The sequence below is a fragment of the Sphingobium aromaticiconvertens genome, assembly GCF_037154075.1.
GTDB classification, from domain to species: Bacteria; Pseudomonadota; Alphaproteobacteria; order Sphingomonadales; family Sphingomonadaceae; genus Sphingobium; species Sphingobium aromaticiconvertens.
Window position 1 is genome coordinate 2481164 of record NZ_JBANRJ010000001.1, and the last position, 25940, is coordinate 2507103.

24 protein-coding genes are annotated in these 25940 nt (G+C 62.0%); 11 read left to right on the plus strand and 13 right to left on the minus strand.

The genetic code is table 11. The features are described from left to right. The first annotated feature begins 19 nt into the window (after nt 1–19). Nucleotides 20–835: an SDR family NAD(P)-dependent oxidoreductase gene (locus WFR25_RS11905; RefSeq protein ID WP_336971122.1), complete on the plus strand. Its 816-nt coding sequence runs from the start codon at nt 20–22 to the stop codon at nt 833–835. Between the two features lie 145 nt (nt 836–980). Further along, nucleotides 981–3386 (plus strand): TonB-dependent receptor, encoded by a 2406-nt coding sequence (locus WFR25_RS11910; RefSeq protein ID WP_336971124.1) that lies wholly within the window; start codon nt 981–983, stop codon nt 3384–3386. Between the two features lie 55 nt (nt 3387–3441). On the opposite strand, the gene WFR25_RS11915 is transcribed toward WFR25_RS11910, so the two are convergent. Both WFR25_RS11915 and WFR25_RS11920 read right to left on the minus strand, forming a co-directional pair. Beyond that, nucleotides 3442–4833: a phosphotransferase gene (locus WFR25_RS11915; protein ID WP_336971126.1), complete on the minus strand. Its 1392-nt coding sequence runs from the start codon at nt 4831–4833 to the stop codon at nt 3442–3444. Nucleotides 4834–4964: 131 nt separating this feature from the next. Beyond that, complete coding sequence (locus WFR25_RS11920) at nt 4965–6173, minus strand: epoxide hydrolase family protein (protein ID WP_336971128.1); 1209 nt, start codon at nt 6171–6173, stop codon at nt 4965–4967. Between the two features lie 155 nt (nt 6174–6328). On the opposite strand from WFR25_RS11920, the gene WFR25_RS11925 reads away from it, so the two are divergent. The 3 genes from WFR25_RS11925 to WFR25_RS11935 all read left to right on the plus strand — a co-directional run bounded on the left by WFR25_RS11925 (nt 6329) and on the right by WFR25_RS11935 (nt 9258). Then, nucleotides 6329–7357 carry an alpha/beta hydrolase gene (locus WFR25_RS11925; RefSeq protein WP_336971130.1) on the plus strand — a complete coding sequence of 343 codons (1029 nt, stop codon included), beginning with the start codon at nt 6329–6331 and terminating at the stop codon, nt 7355–7357. A 175-nt stretch (nt 7358–7532) separates the two neighbouring features. Next, entirely contained in the window at nt 7533–7973 is a 441-nt protein-coding gene (locus tag WFR25_RS11930; protein WP_336971132.1) for a nuclear transport factor 2 family protein, read from the plus strand. A gap of 79 nt (nt 7974–8052) precedes the next feature. Then, a complete protein-coding gene (locus WFR25_RS11935) occupies nt 8053–9258 on the plus strand; it encodes an aromatic ring-hydroxylating oxygenase subunit alpha (protein WP_336971134.1) in 1206 nt (401 codons plus the stop codon). Between the two features lie 86 nt (nt 9259–9344). Here the strand turns inward: WFR25_RS11935 and WFR25_RS11940 are convergent, their stop codons facing one another. Together WFR25_RS11940 and WFR25_RS11945 are read right to left on the minus strand one after the other, a co-directional pair. Next, a complete protein-coding gene (locus WFR25_RS11940) occupies nt 9345–10202 on the minus strand; it encodes a hypothetical protein (RefSeq protein WP_336971136.1) in 858 nt (285 codons plus the stop codon). Nucleotides 10203–10234: 32 nt separating this feature from the next. Then, complete coding sequence (locus WFR25_RS11945) at nt 10235–10801, minus strand: carboxymuconolactone decarboxylase family protein (RefSeq protein ID WP_336971138.1); 567 nt, start codon at nt 10799–10801, stop codon at nt 10235–10237. Between the two features lie 163 nt (nt 10802–10964). Between WFR25_RS11945 and WFR25_RS11950 the strand changes: the two genes are divergently transcribed. Further along, entirely contained in the window at nt 10965–11777 is an 813-nt protein-coding gene (locus WFR25_RS11950) for an SDR family NAD(P)-dependent oxidoreductase (RefSeq protein ID WP_336971140.1), read from the plus strand. Nucleotides 11778–11906: 129 nt separating this feature from the next. On the opposite strand, the gene WFR25_RS11955 is transcribed toward WFR25_RS11950, so the two are convergent. The 4 genes from WFR25_RS11955 to WFR25_RS11970 are packed head-to-tail and all read right to left on the minus strand — an operon-like array spanning nt 11907 to nt 15386. Next, on the minus strand, nt 11907–12731 hold the full coding sequence (locus WFR25_RS11955; protein WP_336971141.1) for an SDR family NAD(P)-dependent oxidoreductase: 825 nt from the start codon (nt 12729–12731) through the stop codon (nt 11907–11909). 51 nt (nt 12732–12782) lie between these two features. Then, on the minus strand, nt 12783–13487 hold the full coding sequence (locus WFR25_RS11960; protein ID WP_336971143.1) for a GntR family transcriptional regulator: 705 nt from the start codon (nt 13485–13487) through the stop codon (nt 12783–12785). A 52-nt stretch (nt 13488–13539) separates the two neighbouring features. Beyond that, a complete protein-coding gene (locus tag WFR25_RS11965; protein ID WP_336971144.1) occupies nt 13540–14316 on the minus strand; it encodes an EthD domain-containing protein in 777 nt (258 codons plus the stop codon). Continuing rightward, nucleotides 14313–15386, minus strand: a complete 1074-nt coding sequence (locus tag WFR25_RS11970) for an LLM class flavin-dependent oxidoreductase (protein ID WP_336971147.1) — start codon at nt 15384–15386, stop codon at nt 14313–14315. Before WFR25_RS11970 ends, WFR25_RS11965 begins: the two co-directional genes overlap by 4 nt. A gap of 328 nt (nt 15387–15714) precedes the next feature. On the opposite strand from WFR25_RS11970, the gene WFR25_RS11975 reads away from it, so the two are divergent. Together WFR25_RS11975 and WFR25_RS11980 are read left to right on the plus strand one after the other, a co-directional pair. Beyond that, the gene (locus WFR25_RS11975; RefSeq protein WP_336971149.1) at nt 15715–16524 is read left to right on the plus strand and encodes an SDR family oxidoreductase; all 810 of its coding nucleotides are present in this window, start codon (nt 15715–15717) and stop codon (nt 16522–16524) included. Between the two features lie 49 nt (nt 16525–16573). Next, on the plus strand, nt 16574–17557 hold the full coding sequence (locus WFR25_RS11980; RefSeq protein WP_336971150.1) for a YybH family protein: 984 nt from the start codon (nt 16574–16576) through the stop codon (nt 17555–17557). A gap of 111 nt (nt 17558–17668) precedes the next feature. Here the strand turns inward: WFR25_RS11980 and WFR25_RS11985 are convergent, their stop codons facing one another. Further along, nucleotides 17669–18979 carry a TonB-dependent receptor gene (locus WFR25_RS11985; RefSeq protein ID WP_336971151.1) on the minus strand — a complete coding sequence of 437 codons (1311 nt, stop codon included), beginning with the start codon at nt 18977–18979 and terminating at the stop codon, nt 17669–17671. Here WFR25_RS11985 and WFR25_RS11990 point away from each other — a divergent pair. Beyond that, nucleotides 18879–19631, plus strand: a complete 753-nt coding sequence (locus WFR25_RS11990) for an IS5 family transposase (protein WP_336971153.1) — start codon at nt 18879–18881, stop codon at nt 19629–19631. The genes WFR25_RS11985 and WFR25_RS11990 overlap by 101 nt on opposite strands. Here the strand turns inward: WFR25_RS11990 and WFR25_RS11995 are convergent. The 3 genes from WFR25_RS11995 to WFR25_RS12005 all read right to left on the minus strand — a co-directional run bounded on the left by WFR25_RS11995 (nt 19623) and on the right by WFR25_RS12005 (nt 23337). Beyond that, the gene (locus WFR25_RS11995) at nt 19623–21134 is read right to left on the minus strand and encodes a TonB-dependent receptor plug domain-containing protein (RefSeq protein WP_336971155.1); all 1512 of its coding nucleotides are present in this window, start codon (nt 21132–21134) and stop codon (nt 19623–19625) included. The two genes, WFR25_RS11990 and WFR25_RS11995, sit on opposite strands and share 9 nt — an antisense overlap. Before the next feature lie 224 nt (nt 21135–21358). Beyond that, entirely contained in the window at nt 21359–22198 is an 840-nt protein-coding gene (locus tag WFR25_RS12000; protein WP_336971157.1) for an SDR family NAD(P)-dependent oxidoreductase, read from the minus strand. Next, entirely contained in the window at nt 22195–23337 is a 1143-nt protein-coding gene (locus WFR25_RS12005) for an oxidoreductase family protein (protein ID WP_336971159.1), read from the minus strand. Before WFR25_RS12005 ends, WFR25_RS12000 begins: the two co-directional genes overlap by 4 nt. Nucleotides 23338–23558: 221 nt before the next feature. On the opposite strand from WFR25_RS12005, the gene WFR25_RS12010 reads away from it, so the two are divergent. Further along, nucleotides 23559–24275: a dienelactone hydrolase family protein gene (locus WFR25_RS12010; protein WP_336971160.1), complete on the plus strand. Its 717-nt coding sequence runs from the start codon at nt 23559–23561 to the stop codon at nt 24273–24275. A gap of 38 nt (nt 24276–24313) precedes the next feature. Continuing rightward, nucleotides 24314–25228: an NADP-dependent oxidoreductase gene (locus tag WFR25_RS12015; RefSeq protein ID WP_336971161.1), complete on the plus strand. Its 915-nt coding sequence runs from the start codon at nt 24314–24316 to the stop codon at nt 25226–25228. A 49-nt stretch (nt 25229–25277) separates the two neighbouring features. On the opposite strand, the gene WFR25_RS12020 is transcribed toward WFR25_RS12015, so the two are convergent. Beyond that, a complete protein-coding gene (locus tag WFR25_RS12020) occupies nt 25278–25892 on the minus strand; it encodes a TetR/AcrR family transcriptional regulator (protein ID WP_336971162.1) in 615 nt (204 codons plus the stop codon). Nucleotides 25893–25940: the final 48 nt, after the last annotated feature.

Consider the following 25940-nt stretch of genomic DNA (forward strand, 5'->3'; position numbering starts at 1 on the left):
GACCGGGAGGATCGCATCGATGAGTGACACGACGCCTTTTCCAGAGCGCTATGGTGCCTGGGCGCTGATCGCGGGCGGTTCGGATGGCCTGGGCGCCGCCTTCGCGCGCGAGGTTGCGGGGCGGGGTATGAACTGCCTGCTCGTTGCCAGGCGCCAGGAACCGCTCGATACTGTCGCTGCGGAACTTTCAGGCCGGTACGGTGTGGAAGTGCGGACGCTTTCGCTCGATCTTGGCGCTGCCGACGCCGTTTCGAAGCTCGAGAAAGAGACCGCAGGCATCGATCTCGGATTAGTCGTATTCAATGCGGGCGCGGAGGCATCCGGCGCTTTCTTCAACGAAGCGCCCTTCTCGATATGGCGCGACCTGCTCCAGCGCAACGTCCTGTTCCTGACCGAAGCGCTGCACAGCTTCGGCAACCGATTCCGCGGGCGCGGGCGCGGGGCTCTGATCGTTGTCGGCTCGGAAGCAGCATTCGGCGGCGGCGCGCGCGGGGCGATGTACACCGCCAGCAAGGGCTATGCGCTCAATCTATGCGAATCGCTGTGGGCGGAACTTCGCCCTTATGGGGTCGATGTGCAGACATTGCTGTTCAAGATCGCGGACACACCCACGTTGCGCGCTGTTCTCGAACGCAAGGGCATTCCCGTCGAGGCGACGGGTGCCGTTGCGGTGGAGACGCTCGCGCGCGAAACAGTTGTGGCGATCGGAGACGGTCCCCTGTTCAATTATGACGAAGAAACGCCGGACGATCCGCTTACGTCCAACAGTCTTCGCAGGGCGCGGGTGTTGAACGTAAGCGTTGCATTGGAAGGCTTCTACGGAACCGACAAGTGATCGGCAGGATTGATTTCGGCCGTTTTTCGCGTCGCCTACCTGCCGGAAGAGGGGTGAGTGCAATCCGTCAACTTCTCTAGTTCGCAGGCATAATCAAATACGAGCGGTCAAAGCACCGCCCGGAATATGTTTGGGGAGTGAAAACATGCAATTCGAATTATTGGGCGCGCGCACTTTGTGTGCACTGCTGCTGGCGGCTGCCTCCGGACCGGCGATGGCGCAGGGCATTGCGACGAGCGCCGCTACGGTGCCTGTCGCGGCCGACACCGATCGCGATATCGTGGTGACCGCACGGCGGACCGCTGAAAGCATCCAGTCGGCACCCGTCTCGGTCACGGCTTTCAGCGCCGATACGCTGCGCCAGGCATCCATCAAGGATACGCAGGATCTGCTGGTCAAGACGCCGGGCGTATTCCTTGCCGGTTCTGGCGGGCGCGAGAACACGAACTTTTCGATCCGCGGGCAGTCCAAGGCGCTTGCCGGCAATAGCGCCGCCGCCGTCATCAGCTATTTCGCCGAAGTCCCTTCGCCAACGGTCGGGTCGAGCATTCCGACTTACGATCTGGGTTCGGTGCAGGTGCTTAAGGGACCGCAAGGCACGCTGTTCGGTCGGAATACGACTGGCGGCGCCATCCTCTATTACCCGACGGCTCCATCTTACGAACTCGATGGCTACGTTCAGGCCTCTTACGGAAACTATGATTGGCGCATCCTTGAGGGCGCACTCAACCTGCCGATCGTGGAAAACAAAGTCGCGATCCGTATTGCCGGCCAATATCAAAAGCGGGATGGCTGGACGAAGAACATCGGCGTCGGTCACGACGCGGATGATCTCAATTCGCGCGCGCTGCGCGGTTCGCTGTTGCTTGAGCCCTTCGAGGGCGTAAGCAACACCACGATCGTCGACTACTACAAGAATAACTCGACCGGCGGCGCTTCGGTCCTGACCAACGTCTTCGCCGGGCCGAACGGACTCACCGCCACCGGCACCCGTTCGGGAGCGCTCGAGCAACTCGCCCTTCAGCGCGCCCGCGGCCCGCGCGTGATCGATTCCGATATCGATGCATTTGAGCGCGCCAAGCGCTTCGGCGTCACCAATCGCACCGAGATTGATCTTGGCGCCGACGTCCAGTTCATCAACATCTTCGGTTATCGCCATACCAACGTCGATTATTTCTCGAGCGTCGATGGCCTGCCCACGCTGATTTCGGACGGCACCGGCGCGATTCCGGCCGGTCTTCCCGTGATGGTGGTCGGCGGCCGCCAGACGTCGAATGTCAAGCAGTTCACAGATGAGGTCCAGTTCAAGGGAAAGCTGCTGGACGACAGGCTCGACTGGCTAGTCGGCGGCTTCTATCTCAAGAGCAAGCCAGTCGGCCCGAGCGGCACCTATATCCCCGTCTTCATACTGCCTGGCATCACCAACGCCAACTTCAACTACAGCTTCTATAGCGAGGAGAGCAAAGCGCTTTTCGCCAATGTTGGCTACAAGCTGGATGGTATCGCCGATGGCTTGAGGATCAACGCCGGTTTCCGCTACACTTGGGATAAGATCAAGGCCTGCATCGGCGCCGGGAGAACCCCGAACCCGACTGTCACGCCGGGCGATTGTCGCGATGCGGCTACCACGATCGTCAACTCGAGCCGGAACACGACCTCCTCCAAGGCGCCGACCTGGCAGGTCGGACTCGATTGGCAGGCGAACCGCGATCTGTTCCTCTATGCCGTCACGCGCCGCGGCTATCGCTCGGGTGGGATCAACGGCCCGACGCTGGCCGGCCGCCTGACGCAGTTCCAATCGTTCGCGCCCGAGAAGGTGACCGATGTCGAAGTCGGCATCCGTTCCGATTTTACAGCTGGTGACGTCAAGATGCGGTTCAACGCCTCACCTTTCATCGGCTGGTATAGCGGCGTCCAGGTGCCGATCTCGGGCCTGAACACGCAAGCGACCTGTAGCCTGACCGTGCCCGGCGGCACGAATGCGCCGCGGTCTCCCGATGGCGATTGCGATCCGGCGAACGATCCGAGCGGCGGCACCCTGCTGGTCAACGCGGGCAAGACGCGCGTCGCGGGTATCGATCTGTCCGGTCGGATCGCGCCGACCCGCACGCTGTCGTTCGATGGCGGCGCGACATTCCTCAATCTGAAATCGCGCTCCATCACGGTCCCGGCCGCGCTGCTGCCTTATCTGGGGATCGCCGAAGTACCGTTCAATCTCGTTGCCAAGACCACGCTCACCGGCGGCGCGCGCTGGACACTGCCGCTGCCGGAAAGCGTCGGCGAGGGCATCCTCTCGATCGATTACTATCATTCGAGCAAGGTGCGTTCTTCAGACAACGTGCTGCCGGCCTATGATCTGGTCAACATGCGCTTCGATCTGAAGGGAGTTGCCGGGACGAACTTCGATGCGGGCTTCTTGATGCGCAATGTGTTCAACAAGAAGTATCTGGCGTCCAGCAATGTCGGGTCGGCGCCGCTGGGCATCAACAGCAGCTTCTACGGCGCCCCGCGCACCTACGGGATCGAACTGCGTTACCGCTTCGGCGACTGATCGCAAACGGTCGAAAAGAATGGGCGCGGCCGGATCGGTCGCGCCTTTTTCGTTGTCAGTCCCGGATCGGCTGAAGTGTGGTCTCGGTCAGATAGGCTTGCGACCCACAGCCCTTGAGCAGCCAGTTCTGCCGTGCGAGCCAGCGGTGAAAAAAGCGGACGAGCGCCGCATCCTGATGCGGCGCTGCGTTGCCGACGAATGCCTCGACCGCAGCGTCGGCCTCCTCGCGCGTTGTTACCGTCCGGCCCACCAGTGCTGTCGTATCCGCAAGATCGGCCGCGAGGATCGGGCCGCCATAGACGTGGCAGCGTTCGAGATAGGCGGCGAGGGCGGCGGCGCCTTCGAGATGGAAGCGCAACCCGGCGTCCGACGTCTCCCACCCGGTCAGCAGCGCATCCAGCTGTGCCGTCGCGGCTGCGAAAGGCACGGTCGTATTCGCTTCCGGCTCCGCGACATCATCCAGATCGATTCCAAGGCTCTCGGCGATCCCCTGGAGGCTCCAGCGGCTGCAAGCGATCGTGAACTGGAGATAGGCGATGAAATCATTCTGGACTTCGGGCTTCAGAATCATCGGCCACATCAGCATGGTGTTCGTGCCCGAAAAGCCGGCAGTGTGATAGGCGATCGCCTTGTGCGGGATCGCCGCGCCGGTGATCGTCTCATAATAGCGCCGCAGTTCGGAGATGTCTCCCAGCGGCTCGGTCGTGTCGCGCAGCCGCATGCCGGCGAATTCGGCCGCAGGATCGCCGATATAGGAAACCTCAAAATCGATCAGGCCCGTCATGCGGTCGCCATCGAATAGGAACTGCCCGGCATCCGCGGTGACGAAGGCAGCACGGTGGCGATCCTCCGGCACATTGTCTTCGAGCCATTTGGCAAGGAAGGTCACGAGCGGCAAAGGGCGATCAGCGAGCGCGGTCCGGGCGATGTCGATCGAGCTTTGATAAAGATTGAGCGCAAGTTCGCGCGGATTGCGGGGCATATTCATGCCGAGCGCGGCGAATTCCTCGATCGGCACCGCGTGGAGCTTCGCCATCGCGTCGATGAATGCGTGCCGGACCTGTTTGCGGACGGCAGAATCGGGAATCAGATCGGTATTGATGCCACCGGGCAGCCGCTCCATCACGATGGCGACCGGGTTCTCGATCATGCCGAAGACGCGGGGCGCTGGCACGCCGTGGCGTTCCATCACATGGTGGATGCCCGCTTCCTGGTGGAGCGTGATTGGGTAGCGAACGTCCTTCCCCCGCGATCCACGCACGAGCACGCCCTGGGTCCGGCCGTCGATCTCGACATCGGCTTCCCAGCCGATGCGCCAGCGCAACTGGCGGCAGAAGTTCTGCGGTACGCAGCCGAAATGTGTGTGCAGCCACTCATAGACCGGGCGATCGGTTTCGCTCATCGTCGCCGGATCGATCTTCATGCGAACGATTGTGTCGGATGCCATGGCTCTCCTCTCCTCCTCTGCCGCTATCCCTTCTGGATGGCTTGCATGAGGGATTGACCTATTCGGATCGCGCGAACACCCTCTTTGGATGGGGCGGCCTTTCCGATGTGCACGTCAACGCGGATGGCCGATCAACGATGGCGAAGGTCGCGAAACGTGGCGCGGATATCTGTGATGCAGGCTTCCGGATTCTCATAATGTGCGAAATGGCCGCCATGGGGGTGTGCATTGACGTAATGCAGATCGTAATTGTCGATCGCAGTAGAAGCCTTGAACAGCGCGATGCGTTGCGCTGGCGTGTCGATGCCGGGCGGATTCTCGCCGCCGAGGAAGGTGATCCCGGCCGGCGCCTGAATCACCGGCTTGCGGTCGTGCGACGGCCTCCAGCGATGGTGGATCGCCTCGGCATAGAAGCGCGCAGCCGACGCGAAGCTCTCGGTCGCCCAGTAGAGGGTGGCGGTCGCCAGCAGATGTTCGCGCGGGAAGGCGGATTCGATATCGCCGCCGGTCTCGCCCCAATCGCGGCGGCGCTGCATGAGCCAGGCGAGCATGCCGACGGGTGAATCATGCATCGCGTAGGCCAGCGTCTGCGGCTCGACAGTCTGCACCGCGACATGACTAACGATCCGTGACAGACCGGGCAGGATGCGTGCACGGATCTCGGGCGGCGTATCATAGGGGACGAGATAGCCCGTGATGTCCCAATAGCGTTCGGCGTTGAACAGATCGAGCGGGGTCGTATTAACGGTGTGGATGCCATACAGCGCATCGGCATGCTTGTGGCCGAGTTGGCCGGTAACGCGCGCCCCCCAATCCGCGCCTGCGGCGGCAAAGCGGGGATAGCCCAGGACATCGGTCATCAATTTCCGCCAGAGATCGGCCGTCACCACCGAATTGATCCCGACCCGTGGCAGCGGTGTGGAGAAGGTGAAACCGGGCAGCGAAGGCACGATCACGTCGAACGCATCGGCGGGATCGCCGCCATAGGCCGCGGGATCGGCAAGCGGGCGGATAACCTTCTGCATATCCCAGAACGTCCAGGGCCAGCCATGCGTGAGGATCAGCGGGATCGGGGCGGGCCCTCGGCCCGGTTCGCGGATGAAGTGGATTGGCACCTCGTCTACCACGGCGCGGTAATGCGTGAAGCCGTTGATCTGGCGTTCGACGGCGCGCCAATCGAAATCGGTTCGCCAGCTTTCGGCAAGCGCGCGCAGATAGCCCTGTTCGAAGCCATATCCCCAGCCGAGGCCTTCGGCCGAAGGCGGCCAGCGCATATCCCCGATCCGGCGACGAAGATCGTCCAGCACGCTATCGGGCACATGAATTTCAAACTGTTCCATCGCTTCGATCCTCTTGCCAGGCGGGACGGGCTCTGACGGCGCTTCACGCTCGCGGGCATTATGCACCTTTGGGCGATGACCGTACCAAGCCGAAGATAGGTGGCGCGCGCGCCAAGACCGCGCAGCATCGCTGCAAACAGGAACCGGGAGAGAGCATGAAACCGCCAATCGAGATCAGTATCGACGTGACGGAGGCGGCCGGACTCGGCATCCCCGCGCAGACCGCCATCAGCGTCTTCCTTCCCGAGGACGGTGCGCTTGCCGATCCGCCCGTGGTCTGCTTCGCCTTTCCGGGCGGCGGCTATAGCCGGCATTATTATTCGTTCGACATGCCGGACGGCACGGGCGGGGGAGAAGCAGGCTTTCATTGCGATCGGGGTTGGATCTTCGTTGCCTGCGATCATCTTGGTTTCGGCGATTCCACGATCCCCGAAGGCAATGCGCTCAATCTCGACAATGTCGCGGCCGCCAATCACGCGACCGTCGGCGCGATCGTGGCGCGGATCGAGTCCGGCACGCTGGCCGAAGGCTTGCCGTCGATCGCCAACGCGACGACACTCGGCATCGGACAATCGATGGGCGGCTGCTTCGCGGTCGTGGCCCAAGGCAATTGGAGCACGTTCGACGGCGTCGGGATCCTTGGCTATAGCGGTATCCACACGATCGTGCCGACGCGACCGGGACAGCCGGCTATGGCCTGGCCTTGGATTTCGCGGCGCTCGTCACTCGATGCGCCCAAGATCATGAACGACTATACCCCCACCGCGCCGGAGCCGGGCGGCGAACACCCGTTCCAATGGTCATTCCATTATGACGACGAACCCGCTGACATCGTCGCGCTCGACATGGCCGCAGCGGCCGGTGTCGCCGATCCGCTGCCGGTCTGGCGATCGGCGACGACGCCGCCATGTGGGGTCTATATGGTGGCGCCGGGCGCAGTCGCGCTGGAGGCGGCTTCGATCCGCGTGCCCGTGCTGATCGCGGTCGGCGAGCGGGACGTTGTCCCCGATCCTTGGGCAGAGCCCAAGGCGTATAAGAGCGCGACCGATATCGGAGTCTATGTGTGCCCGCGCATGGGCCACATGCACAATTTCGCGCATAGCCGAACGCTTTTCTGGGAGAAAATCCACAATTGGGGGGAGGGGGTCGCTGCGCTCCGTGCAATCAGCCGCGGAACGGGATGATCGCACCTGATTTCGCTTTCCATGCACCTTAACTAACATTATGCATTATTTATCGAGCCATATGTGCAGCAGACACATGGGCGTGAGAGGATGCCAAGTCTCGCCGAAGCCTATTCGAGCATCGCCGGCGACCCCGCGCATCCGAACGGAATAACGATAATAGACGGAGGAATGGATGAGCATCGAGCAGAACAAGCAGATCGTCCTGAGCTGGTTCGACGCGGTCAACCGTGGCGATGAGGACGCGATCCGCGACATGACGACCGAGGATTTCGGCTTTATGACGATGGCGCGCGCGCCGGAATGGCTGCTGTATCACTGGACGCGCGAGGAATTCGCGAAGGTGCCGAGCACGATGTCGACGCTGCTCGTGTCCCCGATCCAGCTGAAGGTCACCGACGTCACCGCAGAGGGCGAACGCGTCGCCGTTGAAGCCGAGACCGACTCGCTGATGCTGAGCGGAAAGCGTTACAACAATGCCTATCACTTCGTCTTCAAGCTGCGTGACGGCAAGTTCTACGAAGTGCGTGAATATAGCTGTAGCTATCTGGCGCAGAGCTGCTTTGGCGCGGTAACGCCGCTGGAGCCCGAGGCGTCGCGGATGTCGGCCGCCTGAACCGGACCCCGTCAGTGGGCGGACATGCGGCGATCCGCCCACTTCGCCTCCTATGCCCGTCGCGATCCCGGAGACCGTCATGCAAGATCAAGCATTGAGCGTCATTCACAAGACTATGGACGAGCAACTCGGCCGCAAACATTATCCGGACGGCTTCCCGACGCTGCCCGAAGTGCCGACCGGGCGCTATTTCGATCCGCGCTTCGAGGCGCTGGAGAAAGAACATCTGTGGAAGAAGACCTGGCTGCTCGCCTGCCTTGCCACCGAACTGCCCAAGCCGGGTTCCTATCGGCTGTTCGAACAGGCCGGCCAGTCGGTGATCGTCAGCCGTGGCAAGGACGGAGAGATCCGCGCCTTCCACAACACCTGTCGGCATCGCGCATCCGCGCTGCTGCTTGAGCCGCAGGGCAAGGCGATGCGCTTCGTCTGTCCCTATCATGCCTGGGGCTATTCGCTTGAAGGCAAGCTGGTTTCGGTGCCGGACGCCCATGATTTCGCGTGCCTCGATAAATCAGAGCGCGGTCTGCTGCCTGTCCGGGTCGAAACGTGGCGCGGATTGGTGTTCATCAATCTGGATGACAACGCCGAACCGCTTGCCGATTTCATGGCGCCGCTTGCATCGCAGACGGAGGGCTATCCGCTCGAGAAGCTGGTGGTGAAAGATCGCATCTTCGTGCCGATGGAAACCAACTGGAAGACGGCCTATCACAACTTTCTGGAGATTTATCACGTCAGCACGGTTCACGCGAAATCGATCGCGCCGTTCCTCGATTCGTCGAGCTTCGTGGTGGCGCTGCTGGCAAATGGGCATTCGCGGTTCGCGACCCGCAAGCGCAAAGGTGACACGATCTTCAAGACCGATCTGACGATTCCCGAGGATACCGGCGAGATTTTCAGGCAGTGCACCGTCGCGCTACCGACCTTCCCCAACACCTTCTTTGCGCTCGATCCCATCGGCTTCACGATGCAGAGCTTCTGGCCAGCAGGTCCGGGCAAATCGGTGATGGAGGCGCGGCTGCTCGGCTGGGAATCCGATCTGCCGCAGGATCGCGACTATTGGACAAAAATGCGGACGATGGTCGAGGATATTCTTGCCGAGGATCTGGAGTTGTTCGGCAGCATCCAGCGCGGGCTGGAGAGCGGTCTGATGCCCAAGGTCCTGATGGGCTATCAGGAACGGGCGCTCTATTGGTTCGAAGAGGAGGTTGATCGCCGCATCGGTGTTGATCGCATCCCGGAGGACATGCGTGTCGCGCAAGTGCTGGGGGATCAAGTTTCCCGGTAATTCGGGCCGATCGGCGCCACAAAAAGCCCGGCGCGATCCGATCGCGCCGGGCTTTTTCTCGTCGTAGACCGATCCGGGCAAGCCTATCAGGCCGCCGTCGCTTCCGGCACCCTCGCAGGCGTAGCCCCGGTGATCTCGGCATCCGCGCTCACCGGATAGAGCGTGACGGGCATCCCCTGCACGGTCTCTCCGAAATAATAGGCGTGTCCGCCCGATGCCAGCGCACGGCTATGCTTTACCGCATAGCCCGCCGCCTCGAACCGCGCACGCGCGGCCTCGATATCGTCATGGATGAAATCAATCGAGGCGAGTGGATGATCGATTCCGTCGAGCAGCGCCGAAGGCCCCTCGATCAGTTTGACGCGGTGCGTGCCCGTCAGCGCGCGTCGCCCGAATCCCGCCGGGTCGGTCTCGACGAAATCCATGTCGTAGAAGCGCTTCAGATCGGCGGCGAGCGCATCAGCGTTGTCGACGACAAGCGTCACGCACCCGATCTTGGGTGGCGCCGCATCGTCCAACGCGGCGAACGGTAGTTGCGACCGGCATTGCGCCTCGTTCACGCCCTCAGTGCAGGCGAGAAACGGGACGCCGTGGAAATCGCGCCCGAACAGATATTCGTTCACGTCCGGCACCGGCAGATAGCTGGTCGCGGTGGGCATGTAGCCCGCCGCCTCCAGCTTCGCACGGACAGATTCGGCATCGGCGACGTCGATTGCGACCTCGATCAGGATGCCGTCCCTGGCGAAGGCTATGCCGTCGGGGCCGGGCCGGATCGGCTCGACGCCATGTTCGCCAAACAACACCTTGAAGCCGGAATCGGGATAGAGTTCCGCGACCAGGCTCGGCTCGAAGAACGTCGTTCCAAGCAAGGCGCCGACTTCTTTCTCGAACGCTTCGGCATCATCGACGAGCAAGGCGATGCGGCAGAATTTGGGTACGGTCATTGGTTTTCTCTCCTGATTGTGCCTGTCGCTGCTCAGAGCGCGACGCTCAGTTCGGCGTTGCGAAGTCGTGCGAACGTCTCTTCGCCGACCGGCACCTGGCAGACGCTGCCGATCCCCAGTGCCTTCAGGCCATGACCCACGCCCAGCCAGGTTCCCGCGAGATTGACGATGTCGCCAATCTCTGTGTCGGAGAAGTTGTCGTGCAGACGCGCCCAGAAAACTTCGTCGCCGTTCATGCCGTCGATCGCGTTGGCGAAGCGATCAACAAACTCGAGCGCCAAAGCCTCGCGCGCGGAAAAGCCTTCCCACGCGATATTGCGCGCTTCGGCCTGGGTATAGAATTCTTCCTCGATCGGTGTGTCGGAGAAGCCGGGCCAGTCGCGCCACATCCGCATCGAATTGCAGATCGGGCAGCCCATCATCGCGGTCATCGGAAAACGCATCGCCTCGCGCTCGCGCGGGGATAGCGTCGTTTCCGGTGCGTCGTAGACGAGGCGGAACATCCGCTTGCGCGCTTCCACCAGCATCGGCGTGCCGAGATGGTTGAGAATATGTTCGAGAGCCTCGCGGCCCTCCGGTACGTCGATCCGGTAAGGCATCCTGATTCTCCTCTTCGCGCTGCTTCGTCCTCGAAGTCATGTTCAGAATAATGCATAATCTTACACTTCGTCAATTATCATGATGACGCATCGGTCGGAGCGCGATAGTTTCGCGGTGACAGGAGCAACGGGCGCAAGGCCCGTGCCGGACAGGAGCGAATGCATGAACAGACTCGAGGGCAAGGTCGCGATCATCACGGGCGGCGCGGGCGGGATCGGCGCCGCATCGGCTGAGCGTTTCATCCGTGAAGGCGCGAAGGTCGTCATCGCCGATCTGTTCGAGGATCGTGCGAAGGCGGTTGCGGAACGGCTTGGTCCGAGCGCCGTGCCGATGTTTTACGATGCCGGCGACGATGCATCCATAAAAGTGGCCATCGAGGAGACCGTGGCGCGACTCGGGCGGATCGACATATTGTTCAACAATGCCGCCGTCACCGATATCCGCATCCAGGGCCAGGATACGACCGCGACCGAGATACCCTTCGAAGTCTGGGATCAGACTATGAACGTGAATGTGCGCGGCGTGATGGCCGGGTGCCGCTTCGCGATCCCGCACATGCTGAAGGCGGGCGGCGGCTCCATCATCAACACCGCCTCCGATTCGGGACTCGCGGGGGATATCGCGCGGATTGCTTACGGCACGTCAAAGGGCGCGGTGATCACGCTCACCAAATATCTGGCGGTTCAATATGGCCGTCAGGGCATCCGCGCGAACGCTATCGCTCCGGGCGTTATCATGACCGATCAGATGAAGAAGCTGCCCGTCCTCGCCGCCACCATCCAGCGCCACGTCGTCACGCCCAGACTCGGCATTCCCGAAGATATCGCTGCGCTCGCCGCGTTTCTGGCAGCGGACGAATCCGCTTATATCACGGGCCAGACGATTTCTTGCGATGGTGGCCATCTCGCGCATCAGCCCCAGATTGCGGACATGATGGACCTGGAGGCGGAGGGCCGGGGCGACACCATCGAATAGGCGCGCTAGAGCAGATTTCGATCCGATTGCATCAGCGCGGGCAGCAGTTCGTCGCGCCAATGCGTCGCGAACGCGTCTGCCGAAATCCCCGACGCCGCGCGCAGAAGCAGTATGAGCTTGCCCATGCCGTCACGCGATCCGCTGGCCGGGCGTCGCGGTGAACTCCCCGTAGACCTCGGCGAAATAGGGCATGTGATCGATGATACCGCCGTCAACGACGTGAACCTGCGCGGTCACGAAGCGGGCGTCGTCGGATGCGAGGTAGGCGACCGCCGCAGCAATATCTTCCGGCGCACCCAGATACGGAGTCAGCTTGTGCGTTTCGATACGATCAAGCTGTTCTGGCGGGAGATTGTCCTTCACGTTCTGGGTGGCGACAAGACCCGGCGACACTACGTTGCAGCGGATGCCCTGCTTGCCATATTGGGTCGCGACATACATCGTCAGGCAGTTGATTGCCGCCTTGGAGGCCGCATAAGCGGGGCCATAGAGATCCCCACGCAGCGCAGCGCCGGAACTGGTGTTGATGATCGATCCGCCGCCGCCCTCCAGCATCAACGGGATGGCGTGCTTGATCATCAGCATCGTGCCACGCGTGTTCACGCGGAAGGCGGTATCCCAGATATCGGCCTTCATCATGGTAATTGCCATGTCGCGCCCCATCTGCGCGGTGCCGGTCGCGGCGGCATTGTTGTGCAGCACGTCGAGCCGACTGTAGCGCGCCCTGACCGCCGTGATGAATGCCACGATACTCTCTTCATCCCCGATATCGAGCGGCAGCGCGATCGCCACGCCGCCCTTTGCCTCGATGGCACGGACGACCACCTCGGCGCCCTCGACATCGATGTCGCCGATCACCACACGCGCACCTTCGGCGGCGAGCCTGATCGCCGACGCCGCGCCGATGCCGCCCGATCCGGTGACGATCGCCACCCGGCCTTCAAGTCGTTCCATCTCTCTCCACCTTTCCTTCGCCGTCTGCGCGGCATTGTCCGGTGGCAGGGGTCAGGCGGCGGTGCGCCGCTGCTTGCCTTTGTCCACCGCAGTTTTGGCCTCGCTCGCCAGTGCCTGCTCGACGAAATTCATCACATGCTCGTAATTGGCGATCGCCAACGCCTCGACCTTGGCGACGTCGCGCTTGAGCAATGCCTGGAGGATCTCCTCGTGCACCGGCAGTTGTTCGAGTTCGTAGCGCGCGAGCGACAGGTACATGTGCCGGTAGCGCATGTTCTGCGCGTAAAGCAGTCGCCAGGACCAGAGCAGCCATGCATTGTCGCAGGCGCTGAGCAAAACTTCGTAGAAAGCCTGGCGCTCGTTGGAATAGGCATCGACCCCGGCACTGCCGGCATTGACCTGCTGGAGCGTCTGGGCCGCCCGATGATAGGCCGCGATCAGCTGGCGCTCCCATTCCAGATCGCCGTTTGCGATCGAGGAGCGGATGCAGGGCAATTCCACCGTCAGGCACGCCTCGGTCAGTTCGCGGAAACCGCTTGCGGAGACGGGCGCGACGCGGAAGCCGCGATGCCGCTCGATCTCCACAAGCCCCTCTGCGGTCAGTCGCGACAAGGCCTCTCGAACCGACGCCTGGCTCAACGACAGGCTCGACTGGAGCGATGCGATATTGAGCCTCGATTCGGGCTTGAGCGTGCATCCTATGATCTGCGCGCGAAGCGTCTGATAGGCACGGCTGGTGATGCTGAAATCGTCCATGACCAAGCCCTATCCGCCGACGGGAAACAAGACAAGCATCGTGCATAGTTGGTCAGTTCCGCGCAAGGATCACGCGCTCCGCGCCACTAACGAAGGAGAGCGCCTCGCCGGGGCGGGAGAATTTCTCCTCGTCTGGCCGCACGATCTTGCGATATTCCTCGTTGCTGTAGTTGGAGATGAAATCGTGCTCGTCGGCGAACCCCATCTCGGCGCACATCGGCACCTGCCGCCAGGTGCCGAACACGTCTGCCAAGGCCTCCATCGGTGCCGGGCCGCCGTGAAACTGAACATAGCGGGTGAGGGGGGTCCACACGCTCGGTGCGGTACGGGCGACGGCCGGGTGGACGTCGCGCCAATAGGCCTGCGCGTCACCGATCGCCCAGCCGTCCGCCGCATCCCCTCCGGCCAGGAACTTGACCCGGCTTTGACCTTGTTCGGGCTTGATCGGAAAGACCTGTGCCAGCCACACGACGCTATGCGCGCGGTCGATGACGGCGTCGGCCGCCGCGCGCACCGCATCGTTGCCCCCGATCCGCGCCATGACCGCGCCTGCATCCACCGCGTTCGCGAACCAGAATTCGATCATCGCATCGAACAAGGGTGGAAACATCCCCGCAATGGCGGGATCGAGCACCGCCGGCGGGCGATCGACCACCAGCCGCACCAGCCGTGGCTCGTCTTTGAGGGCATCCACGATCGCTGGGACCAGCACGTCGTCCATTTGTACGTCCGCGGTTGTGGCATCGCGCACCGCACGCCACCGGATCAGCGCCGTGACCCGCCACAATCCGTCCTGCGGAAGCACTGAAAGGGCAGCATCCGTCATCATGCCACATTCACCAGCGCCGGCGCGACCTCGTCGAAGCGCACGTCGTCCCAGCTTTGGATGACGGGCATCACGCGCTCCGCGAACAGGCTCATCGCGTGCGTCTGTTGATCGTGATGGCCTAGGAACACCATATCGACGACCCCAACACCGCAGGCGCGCAACGCCTCGAACTGCGCGACCAGCGTTTCCGGTCCGCCGAGGAAATAGGGTTGCAGGATCAGCGAATTGACCGGGGGGCCGCCCATGGTTCGTGCCTGAAGGCGGGCCTGTTGCGCTGCCTGTTCGCCAAAGAAGCGCGCCACCTCCGCACCCGCCTGTTCGTCGGTGGGCGCGACATGGCCGATGCCGCGATAGAGGATATGCGCCGGGGTGGGCGTCCAGCCGCGTGTGGCCGCCTCGCGCCGATAGAGCGCGATCCATTCGTGGATCGTGTCGAGCGGCGCGAAGGAAAAGGCGATGCCCAGGCGACGTCCGGCGGCGAACACGATCGATTCCTCAGAATTGCCCGATCCGAATAGGATGGGATGCGGCTTCTGTACCACCCGCGGCCACACCGAGACGGTATTGAAGCGATAGTAAGTCCCTTCCCAGGCGAAGGGCTCGTCTTCCCGCCAGGCCTTCAGGATGAGGTCAATGCCCTCCTGCGTCATCGCGCGGGTATCGCCCTGTGTGTCGTAAGTGTGATGTTCGTTGGGCGTGCCGCGCAGGAACAGCACGGCGATGCGACCGCCCGTCATCGCGTCCAGCATCGCCAGTTCCTCGGCAAGCCGCACCGGATTGTTGAGCGGCACGAGTGGACCCAGCAACGCGATCGTCGCACGCTCGACGCGCTGGGCGATCGCGGCCGCCATGATCATCGGGTTCGGCGTCATCATGTACGGTGCATAATGATGCTCCGAGACGCTGACCCAATCGAAGCCCAGCCGATCGGCATGCGCGCAGCGGTCCAGCGTGCGCGCGATAGAATCCGCTGCGATCTGAGGGTCGCAAAAATGCGAAGGCGCGGGCCAGACTTCAATGCCGGGCGCGGGGCCTTCGTAGGACGTCATGGCCAGATAGGAGATCTTCACAGGCCCACCCTCTCATTTCTGCGGTCGGCGTTGATATGCATCTTCATTAGTATTATGCATGATTTGCCATCAACGACGATCAATGTCGAGACGGCGCGTAATCAAAGCCGGGCCACCAAAGTCCGGCGAAGCGTGCCGACCGTTGGAGAGGAGAGAAAAATCCCATGAATGCGAATATCGCAGCCGCCGAAAGCGCGGACCAATTCGCGCGCCTCTCCAAAGAGACGGACGCCATCTCGTGATGATGACTGCAAAATAACGGCAACACCATAATGGAGCCCGGCGGTGCAGGACATCGACCGGGTTCCGTAAATTGAGGAAGATTGGCATGGATCTCGGAATTGCGGGCAAGGTCGCGCTGGTGACCGGCGGGACGCACGGCATGGGTCGCACGGTGGCCGAAGCACTTGGGGAAAACGGCGCGCGCGTCGTGGTCGTGGCGCGTGGTCAGGCGGGGCTCGACGACACGGTCGATGCGATTCGCGCTGCGGGCGGCGAAGCCGTCGGCGTTTCGGCGGATCTGACGGACTTCGCCGCCTATCCCTATATGGTCGATGCGGCGAAAAAAACGTTCGGCGCGCCGGATATCGCGATCTTCACGCCTGTGGCGCCGCCATCGGGTGGGTTCGACGATTTCGACGATGCCGAATTCGATCGTGCCTATGCCTATATCGTAAAGGCCTTTGCGCATTTCGCGCGCGCCGTCTCCCCCGCGATGAAGGAACGCCAATGGGGGCGGATCGTGACGATCGGCTCGGGCGCCGCCAAGTCGCCCGCGCGCGCCTCGATCCTCAATTTCGATTATGTGCTCGCCAACACCGTCCGCCCAGCGGGATTGGGACTAAGCCGCAGCCTTGCCGACGAACTCGGGCCGTTCGGGATCACGGTCAACACCGTGCCACCCGGTTTCATCGATACCGGCGAGGCCTATAAGGCGTTCTTCGAGAAATGCGCGCGCGATGCCGGGATGGACTATGATGCATTCATAACCGCATTCCTGAAGCGCATTCCTGCCAATCGCTTCGGCACCCCGCGCGAGGTAGGTTCGCTCGTCGCGTTCCTCTGCTCTCAGGACGCTGGCTACATCACCGGGCAATATATCGTCGTCGATGGCGGATACATGCAGATTTATCATTGAAACCGCGTCTGCGGCCCGGCCGTGCCGGACTTTAGAGAGGAATATCAGAATGACGCTGACGAAGAAGCTGCTTGCTGCATCCGCGATGAGTCTGTGCCTGATCGGCGCGGCGCCACCCGAGCCTGTCTTCAATGCGCCCGCTGACGTCGCGGCGATCAAGGCGGTCGAGGATTTTCTGGCGACCGAACTCGATATCGACAAGGTCATCACCGCCTATGCCGATGATGCGGTGGTGCTCGATATTTACGCCCCCGGCGTCTTCAAGGGGCGCAAGGCGATATACGACGGATTCGGGCCGCAACTGGCCCGGATCAAGGCGCTCAATAGCAAGACGCCCGAAATGACCATCGCGACAAACGGCAATTTCGGCTGTGCGGCGATGCAGATCGCGTTCGAAACGACGCTCAAGGACGGCACGCAGTTCAAGATGAACCTGCGCCAACTCGATGCGCTCAAGAAGATCGACGGCAAATGGAAGGTCGTCCAGCAGCACATCTCGCTGCCGCTTGATCCCAAGACGCTCAATGCGGTGCTGGATGCACCGATCCAGCCGCGCGCGATCACCTGGTCAGAAAAGCCGCTGGCCGATCCTTCGGTGACGCAGGAGAAAGGTAATGCGGAGATTCGCGCATTCATGGATGTCGGCGGTGCCTCGCAGGGGCTTGATATGCTGATGGGCTATTACGGGCCGACCGACGATCTGCTCGTCTATGACAGCCTTCACCCCAAGGCGCTGATTGGCATGAAGGAAGTGCGTGATTATTACGCGTCGATCATGGGTAGCTATAAGGGCATCAAGCTGTCGATGCCCAATTTCACGGTCGATAACGATGGCTCGTTCGGCGTGCAGATCGATACGCAGGATCTTACGCTTACCATGAATGACGGCAGTACGCGCAACATCTCGTTGCGGCAGAGCGATTGCATGCGGCGCCTCAATGGCAAATGGTATTCGTTCTTCGAGATGATCTCCTATCCGGTCGATATGAAGACCAACAAGGGCATCATGGAAGGGCCGGGCGCGACCCGATAACGGGTTCCGGAACCAACCCGAAAAGGGCGGCGCTCCAATCTGGAGCGCCGCCCTCTTTTTGTCTTCGGAAGGAAATGGCGGCTGCTTTTGCAGCCGCCGGACCCCTGTCGTTCAGAAGCGGAAGGCTACGGTCGTGCCATAGGTGCGCGGAGCACCCTGATACTGCACGGTCGCACCCAAGCCGGTATAGCTGTTGAACACGTTTGTGAACCACTTGGTCCCGCTAAGGTTCTTGCCCCAGAACATAAGTTCGATGTTGGGGTTGTTCAACGTGAAGCTGATCTGGCCATTCAGCAACCCATAGCCTTTAATCACCGAGGCCTGGTTCGCAATCGCGACTGCTGCCTGCTGTGCAGGATCGCCAGTAGTGAAGAAATCGAAGTTGCGCGACGAGATGTAGGAATAATCTGCGTGCAGCTTGAGCTTGCCCGCGTCAAATTCAACTTCCTGTGTCGCTCCGACGCTCCACGTCCACTTCGGCGCCTGGGTGATTGGTTCACCCGAGCGATCGACCTGAACCTGAACGCCACCGACGAGCTGGTTCTCAAACCGGCTGCCCTTTACATAGCGGGCGTGCAGATAGGCCGCGCTCGTGTCTATGGTCATGCCTTGCCAAGGTATGACTGTGCCCTCAAATTCGACGCCGTAGGTCTTGGCCTTGCCCGCATTCGTCACGAATTGGGTGAGCTGGGTGTTGCCCCCTGAGTCCACGAAGGTGGTGTTGATGATGCGCTGCACACCCCCCTGCCAAGCATGAAAAGCGGCCAGATTGACGCGCAGATGGTTGTCGAGGAAATCCCCCTTGAAGCCGCCCTCGACGTCACGCACCTTTTCCGGCTGAAACGAGCTGGAATAGGGTGGTGGCACCGAACGAGAATTGAAGCCACCCGACATCGATGCGCCGCTCGTCTTGGCATAGACGAAGACATCAGGCGTGATTTCATAGTCGACACTGGCGAGCCATGCGGGATATTTGAACTTGGCGCTGTTCACGTCCGTGCATTCGGCAACCGATGCGCGCAGGCCCATGTTCGCACCGACATTGCAAATCGGGTTCGGATCACGCCAGTCGAGAATGCCGTGGCGATCGATGATACGTTTGTCCCACGTATACCGAAGGCCACCCGTCACGCGAAGTTGATCCGTGACCCGATAGTTGACCTGCGCGAAAAGACCGAACGATTTAGAGGCCGTTTCGAAAGGGGTTGAGCAGCTGAGGCACATGTGATTCCGGGAGTTTGCAGACATCTCGGAGGCAGGTATGTGGACCCCAGCCACCCGCGCGCAGCATACGCGGGTCTCGAAGCGATACCAGACGGATTTGATCGACGCGGAGTGGCAGTTGATCGCAGTTTTTCTGCCGATGCCCGGTTCGACCGGACGACGGCGCGGATGGCCGATGCGTGAGATCGTGAACGCCATTTTCTATGTTCTGCGCGGCGGGATCGCATGGCGCTTGCTGCCGAAAGACTTTCCGCCATGGCAGACGGTCTATCGCTGGTTTGCCCGTTTGCGGGACGAGGCCGTGTTCGAGCGGATAAACCACGCGCTGGTGATGGCGGATCGTCAACGCGTGGGGCGCGAAGCCAGCCCGAGCGCGGCCATCATCGACAGCCAGAGCGTCAAAACTACGGAAAGCGGCGGCCCACGGGGCTACGACGCCGGCAAGAAGATCAAGGGCCGCAAGCGCCATGCCTTGGTCGATACCGATGGCAGGGCGCTGCTGGTCGAACCCCACACCGCCGATGTGCAGGATCGTGATGGCGGCGGCGCAGTGCTGCAAATCTCCCGCAGCCTGTTCCCGTTCATCGAGAAGGTCTGGGCCGATGGTGGCTACAACCATGAGCGCGTCACCCAGGCCACCAATATCAAGGTCGAGATCGTCAACAAGATCACCGGTCAGACCGGCTTTGTCGTCCTGCCACGACGCTGGGTCGTCGAACGCTTCTTCGCATGGATCAACCGAAATCGCCGCCTGGCCAAGGATGTCGAGGCTACGCTGAAATCCGCAGCGGCCTTCCTCTACGCCGCCGCCGCAATGCTCATGATCCGCAGACTGGCACGGTCAGCATGAGTTTCGAAACCGACTCTTAGAGATAAAATCGCCGAATGCCTTGTTATAGGTAGCGATGGGAAGATTATAGAAAATCGCCGACTTGGAAAATTCGTCTCCTGCTTCGCGGAAATAATTCATGCCCGCGACATATTCCAGTTTACCAATATCTCCAGAGACCTGGATTTCCTCGCTGAATTGATGCTGGTTGTAGTTGCTGATAAAGGCGCCAGCGTTCGTCGGCGTTCCGGTCAGGTCCAGGCTGCTGCCTGCCGTCGATTTGCGATATCCGGTGATCGACTTGATCGTGATCTCGTCGAGGTTGATGACCAGGTTCGCGGTTCCCGAATAGGCGGTCGTGTAGTTACGGATATCATCGATGTCGCGGTAGCCGGTGCGCGGAAAGCCATAGGCCTGCCGCCAGTTGCCCGTGGCGGTCGAGCCGGGAAATTCAGGATTGATATAGTCGGTGATAGGCCGCGTCGGATCTCCGCCGAGGAAACCCGCGAAGGTGCTTGCCGGCACCGAGAAACCCGGCCCGAGCGGAATGGGCGTGGCGCCGGGGATCACGCCGAGCTGCACGCCCCGCGAAATACCGTAAAAGGATGCCAGCGGCCCGCTCGGATTGATGGCGGAAACTGCGGTCGCGTTACCGTTGTCACGCACCCGGTAATAGTCGCCGCTGATGGTGAGTTCGATCGGTAGTTCGGTCGGTTCCCACTTCAGAGTGCCACGACCATAATAGCTGCCGTTAACGCTGCCCTGGCGTGTCCCGGTGAACTGGTTGGGATAATATCCTTCGCGTTCGTCGTAACGGCCCGCAAATCGCGTGCTGACCGTGTCGGATAGCGGAATGTTGAGCACGCCTTCAACCGACCGCTGATCATAATTGCCTGCGCCGGCCTTCACATAGCCTTCGAGATCTTGCGTCGGTGCCTGTGTGGTCAGGTTGAGCGCGCCGCCGGTCGTGTTGCGTCCGAACAGTGTACCCTGCGGACCGCGCAGCACTTCGGCGCTCGCCATATCGAGAAAGCCCAGGTTGCCGACGATCGGGCGACCGACATATACGCCGTCGATATAGATGCCGACAGATGCGTCGGAGAAGGAATTGGGGCTGTTCTGCGCCTGGCCGCGGATGGCGAGATAGACGATTGATGCCGGTCCCGTGCCGCCCGTACCCACGCTCAGCGCAGGCGTCGCTCGCGCCAGATCGGTGACTTCGGCTACCTGCTTGGTGAGCAAGGCCTCATTGCTGAGCGCGGTGACGGCGACCGGCGTCGTCTGCAACGCCTCGCTCGTCCGCCGTGCCGTGACGATGATGTCCTCCAGACCTCCAGAGGACCGACCGGCATCGGTACGGGGGGGGGTGACAGCGCCGGTCGATGGGCCGACGGCAGGTATCTGGGACGTGGTGCCCGATGCCGGCGCACCGGCCTGGGCAAAAGCGGGCATGGCAAGCGTAAACGCCATGATCGGCGCAGCTGTGGATGTAAGCAATATCTTACGGACGAGCATCGAGTGCATCTTCATCCTCCCCTGGATGTCCGGGGTTTATTCCCGTGACTTGGCTATGTGTTTCCGGCGTTCAGTAGGAAACGGCGCGTATACTTCCAGATGCCGATCCGGCGGATCGATCACCTGAATAAAAGCTGTGCTTTTCTCTTCCCCTTGTCCCCTATCGAAAGATCAGGTGCGAAAAACCTGGAGGGGAAAGTCTTCGGCTAAAACGCTACTGCATCACTCTCTTGCTACGCATTCGAAGCGGTTTGCCCTGTTCCCATCATGTCGAGGACATCGGCAGTATAGGGCGTGTGGTGGACGATGCCGCCATCGACCGACAGGATTTGTCCGGTCACGAAGCTCGCCGCATCGGATGCGAGGAAGACGACTGCGCCCGCAATGTCCTCCGGTCGGCTAAAGCGGGGCAGCAGCACATGGCGCTGGATCATGTCTATCTGCGCAGCGCCCATCATCTCGCGCGCCAATGGCGAAAGAACGAGGCCGGGGGCGACGGCATTGCAGCGAATATTGTGCCGCCCGAACTGGACCGCGGTGTTCTTGGTAAGCGCGTTCACCGCCGCCTTGGATGAGGAATAGGCGGGATTGAAGACATCGCCGGTGAGCGCCACCCCGGTCGTGGTGTTGACGATCGATCCGCCACCCCTTGCGATCATGTGCGGGGCGACATGCTTGATCATAAGCATCGTGCCGCGCGTATTCACGCGGAACGCCCGATCCCAGACGTCGGCGTCCATCTCAACCAGGCTCTGGTCGGCGCCCATCTGTTTGATGCGGGTATCAGCGGCGTTGTTGTGGAGGATGTCGATCCGCCCGAACCGCAATATTGTCGCGTCGACGACGCTGCGGATGCCGCTCTCCTCCGCGAGGTCGAGGAAATGCGCCATCGCGGTGCCCCCGCCCGCGACGATGTCGTTCGCCACCGTCTCGGCGCCCGCCACGTTGATATCGGCAAGGACGACCGCGGCGCCGGCGTCCGCCAGCGCCCGTGCGCACGCCTCGCCGATATTCGCGCCCGATCCGGTGACGATCGCCACCCGCCCGTCGAGATGCTTCGTCACGTCGTTCATTCTCCCAGTAAAAGCGCCCATGTTCCGTGATCTTCACCGGCCGCGAAAAAGCGCTCGTTCATCGGCAGGCCAATCTGGCCCCAATGATCCATGTTCGCGACCCAGGCCTGGATGCCGTACATTACCCAGCGGCGATATTGCTCCCAGATGGCGTCCAATTCGATCACGCCGGATGCCCCGGTTGCGATCAGTTCCTTGCGATAGAAGGCTAGCATGTCGCGTTGGTTCTGCCGTCGCTCCTCGATGGTGAGCGCGCCGATCATGAAATAGGTGAGATCCCGCCAGGGCCGGCCGCGCCGTACCAACTGCCAGTCGAGCCACAGTCGCTCGCCGCTGGGCAGGATATAGGTATTGCCTTGATGGCAATCGCCCAGAATCACGCAATAAGGCGCGTCGAACGCGCGTTCATAATCGCCCAGCCTGTCGAACGCCCATTCGACGCGGCGCGGCTCCTCGAGATAATGTTTCGGCGCGATCGCACGGAAGTTCGGATCTTCGAGGTTTTTCAGAATCCAGCGCCACATGATGCGCACCTGGTCGCTGTCGACCGGCGTGCGCATTGATGTCTGAAGCCAGGGCGCCGCGTCCTGCGCGATGAGCGGGCTGTCCCACAAACTGCCGTGAAGCTTCGCGAGGCCGCCAAGCGCTGTATAGACCGCATCGACGCCGGCGTGCTGCGCGCTGTTGCCGAACTGGCCGCCCAGCGCCTCCAGATCGTCGAGGATGATAAGGCCCTGGCCGCGCCCGTCATCATCCCAATCGGCGTAGCGGCAGGTCGCGGTCGGCACTTTCATCTCGTCCGCCAGAAAATGATAGAAGCGCGCCTCGATCGCGCAAATGTCGACGTCGTCGAACCCGCCCGACCAATTGGATTTGAGGCAAAGCCGATCGGGAAAGCCCGCAGCCTTTCCGACCGCGTTGAACCCCACCCGAACCCGCAGCTTGGTCGTGTGGCTGTCAATCAGCTGCACCACTTCCAGCGATTCAGCGATGATGCCGGGATATTTATTCTGGAGTGTCCGCGTCAGCCACGGCGCGGTCACCTCTTGCCAAGTCCAGGGTAAAAGCTCGGCTCGCTGTGGATATGGGCGCGGAATCAAGCCGCTCTCGACGGTCGGCTGGGGCTGAATCAGGTCCATTTTGGTTCTCCGATCTCGGCGGCTGGACCGCTCTGTTCAGGCTCACCGGCGCGGATAAGGCAACCAGCGTATATTCCGCTTCGATCCGATTGGTGAAGGGGGTGCGCCTGCCTTCCGGCAGGTGGATCCGGCATTCAGGCCCAGCTATCGCGGATTGACGGGAGAATTATCGCCCTCGGCAACGCGGTAAAACAGACCCGAACAACGGGGAGGAAACGACCGTGAAGACCGAGAATCTGGAATATCGGGATGTCGAGGGGCAGTGTTATGTGGGCTTTCTCGTCACGCCAGACGCCGCCAATGGCGCGGCGGTGATCGTCGCGCATAATGCACCCGGCGTTTCCGATTTCGAACGTGGTGTGGCACGCCGGCTCGGCGAGGCGGGATATTTCGCCTTCTGTGCGGACTATATCGGCGATGGCGCGGTGCTCGGGCCTGCGGCACTCGGCGCGCGCCTCGGGCCGCTGGTCGAGGATCCCTCGCGGGTACGCGGCGCAATGCGGGCGGCGCTCGCTGCGTTGACGGCGCAACCGGGCGTGAATGCGGCGCGCGTCGCGGCGATCGGCTATTGCTTTGGTGGTGCGGCGGCGCTGGAACTGGCGCGTGCAGGGGAAAGGGTGGCCGCAGTCGTCGGCTTTCACTCCAGCCTGCCGGTCAATCGGCCGGAGGATTGCGCCCGGATCGGAGGCAAGGTGCTGATCCAGCAGGGCGCGGCCGATCCGATGGTGCCACCCGAGGTGCGCACGCAGTTCGAGGCGCAGATGAACGCGGCGGGTGTTGATTGGTGCATGATCCTGTTCGGGGGCGTGTTGCACGGCTTCACGGTGCCGGGTTCCGAAGCGCTCGGCATGCCAGGCGTCGCCTATGACGCGGCGGCGGACGCGCGCTCCTGGCGGGCGATGCGGGATCTGTTCGCTGAGAGCATCGATCGGAACTGATGCCGACGAAATTCGACGGAAACCAGGAGGAGACGGTTATGCGCGCAGTACGGTTCAACGGCTATGGCGGACCCGAAGTCACGGAGATCGCCGAGGTGCCGCGCCCCGATGCGGGGCCGGGGCAACTTCTCGTCCGGGTCGCTGCCGCCGGGGTCAATCCAGTCGATTGGAAAATTCGCGACGGCCATATGCGCGATGCCATTCCCTTCATCTTTCCCGTCACGCTCGGCAACGAACTTGCCGGTACGGTGGAAGCGGTGGGTTTCGGCGTCACTGGCTTCGCGCCCGGCGACAGGGTTTTCGCCACGACCCTGCCGAGTGGTGCGTTCGCCGATTATGCTGCGGTTGATGCCGCGGCAGCGGCGCTTGCGCCGTCGAGCGTGGGCTTGGCCGAGGCCGCCGCGCTGCCGGTCGCGGTCGTCACCGCCACAGCGGCGCTGGACGCGGGCGATGTGGGGGAGGGCACCAAATTGCTCATCCATGCTGCCGCCGGTGGCGTTGGCAGCATCGCGCTCCAACTCGCCAAGGCGCGCGGCGCAATAGTCACCGCGCTCGCCTCGCCCGCCAACCTTGATTTCGTCCGCGACCTCGGCGCCGATCACGCCGTGGATCGCAACGGGCATTATGAGGATGAGATCGGCGGCTTCGACATGGTGCTGGACGCGTTCGGGCCGGAAACGACGGCGCGGTCCTGGGGCCTGCTGAAGCCCGGCGGCATCCTGGTCACGCTTGCCGCGCCGCCCTCCCCGGAGGAGGCAGATGCGCGCGGGGTACGCGCGACGATGATCTTTGGCGGTCCAAATGCGACGGCGCTGGCCGCAGCGGCGACATTGGTGGACAAGGGCGCGCTCAAACCCTCGGTTTCGCGCGCCTATCCGGTTGAGGATGCGCTGGCGGCTATTGCGGAGGTCGAAGGCGGAAAGGTTCGCGGGAAGGTCGTCATCACTTTCTGAACCGTGTGTGCATCGCGGAAGGCGGTTCATACTGGAGCGACGGGCAAGGCTATCGGGGGCCGTGTCGCTCGGCTTGCGGACGGATGATCGCGCTTTCCATGACCTGCTGGAAGGTTGCCGCAAATCGGTAGGCCTCGGCGCGTCGTTCTAGCGGATCCGTTTTGAGTTCGACGGCGAGCATGGACGCCAGCCACATGGCGATGCTGATCACGGCGGCGTGATCCTTGTCCATGCCCGGTTGCAGCCAGTGTAGGGCCTCGACTTCGCGATAATGATCACGGGCGACCTGCATTAGCGGGTCGCTTCGCACGTTTCCCGCAAGAAGCCGTGAGAAGAAGCTGCGTATGAGTTCTGGACTGTCCACCATCAGGCCCGCAACCAGTAGATAGTCGTTGCGAGACGGCGCCTTCGACAGGGCGAACAGATGGGCCAGCCGGTCATCCAGATGCAGTTGCAGGGCGGAGATCAGATCCTCGCGCTTGCTGAAATGGTGGTACATGATCCCGCGCGATCGGTCCGCCCGCTCCGACACGGCTTGCATCGTCACCTGATCGAGCCCCTTTTCGGACCAGATCGCCAGAGCCGCATCAAGCAGCGTGGTATAGGTTTCGCGGCCGTTCGATCGTTGCCGACGCTCCGGCTTGTTAGTCTGCTCGATCATCATTCACCGCTCTGGAGTGCAAAGCCCATAGCCCTTTGCCAATGGCCCGTA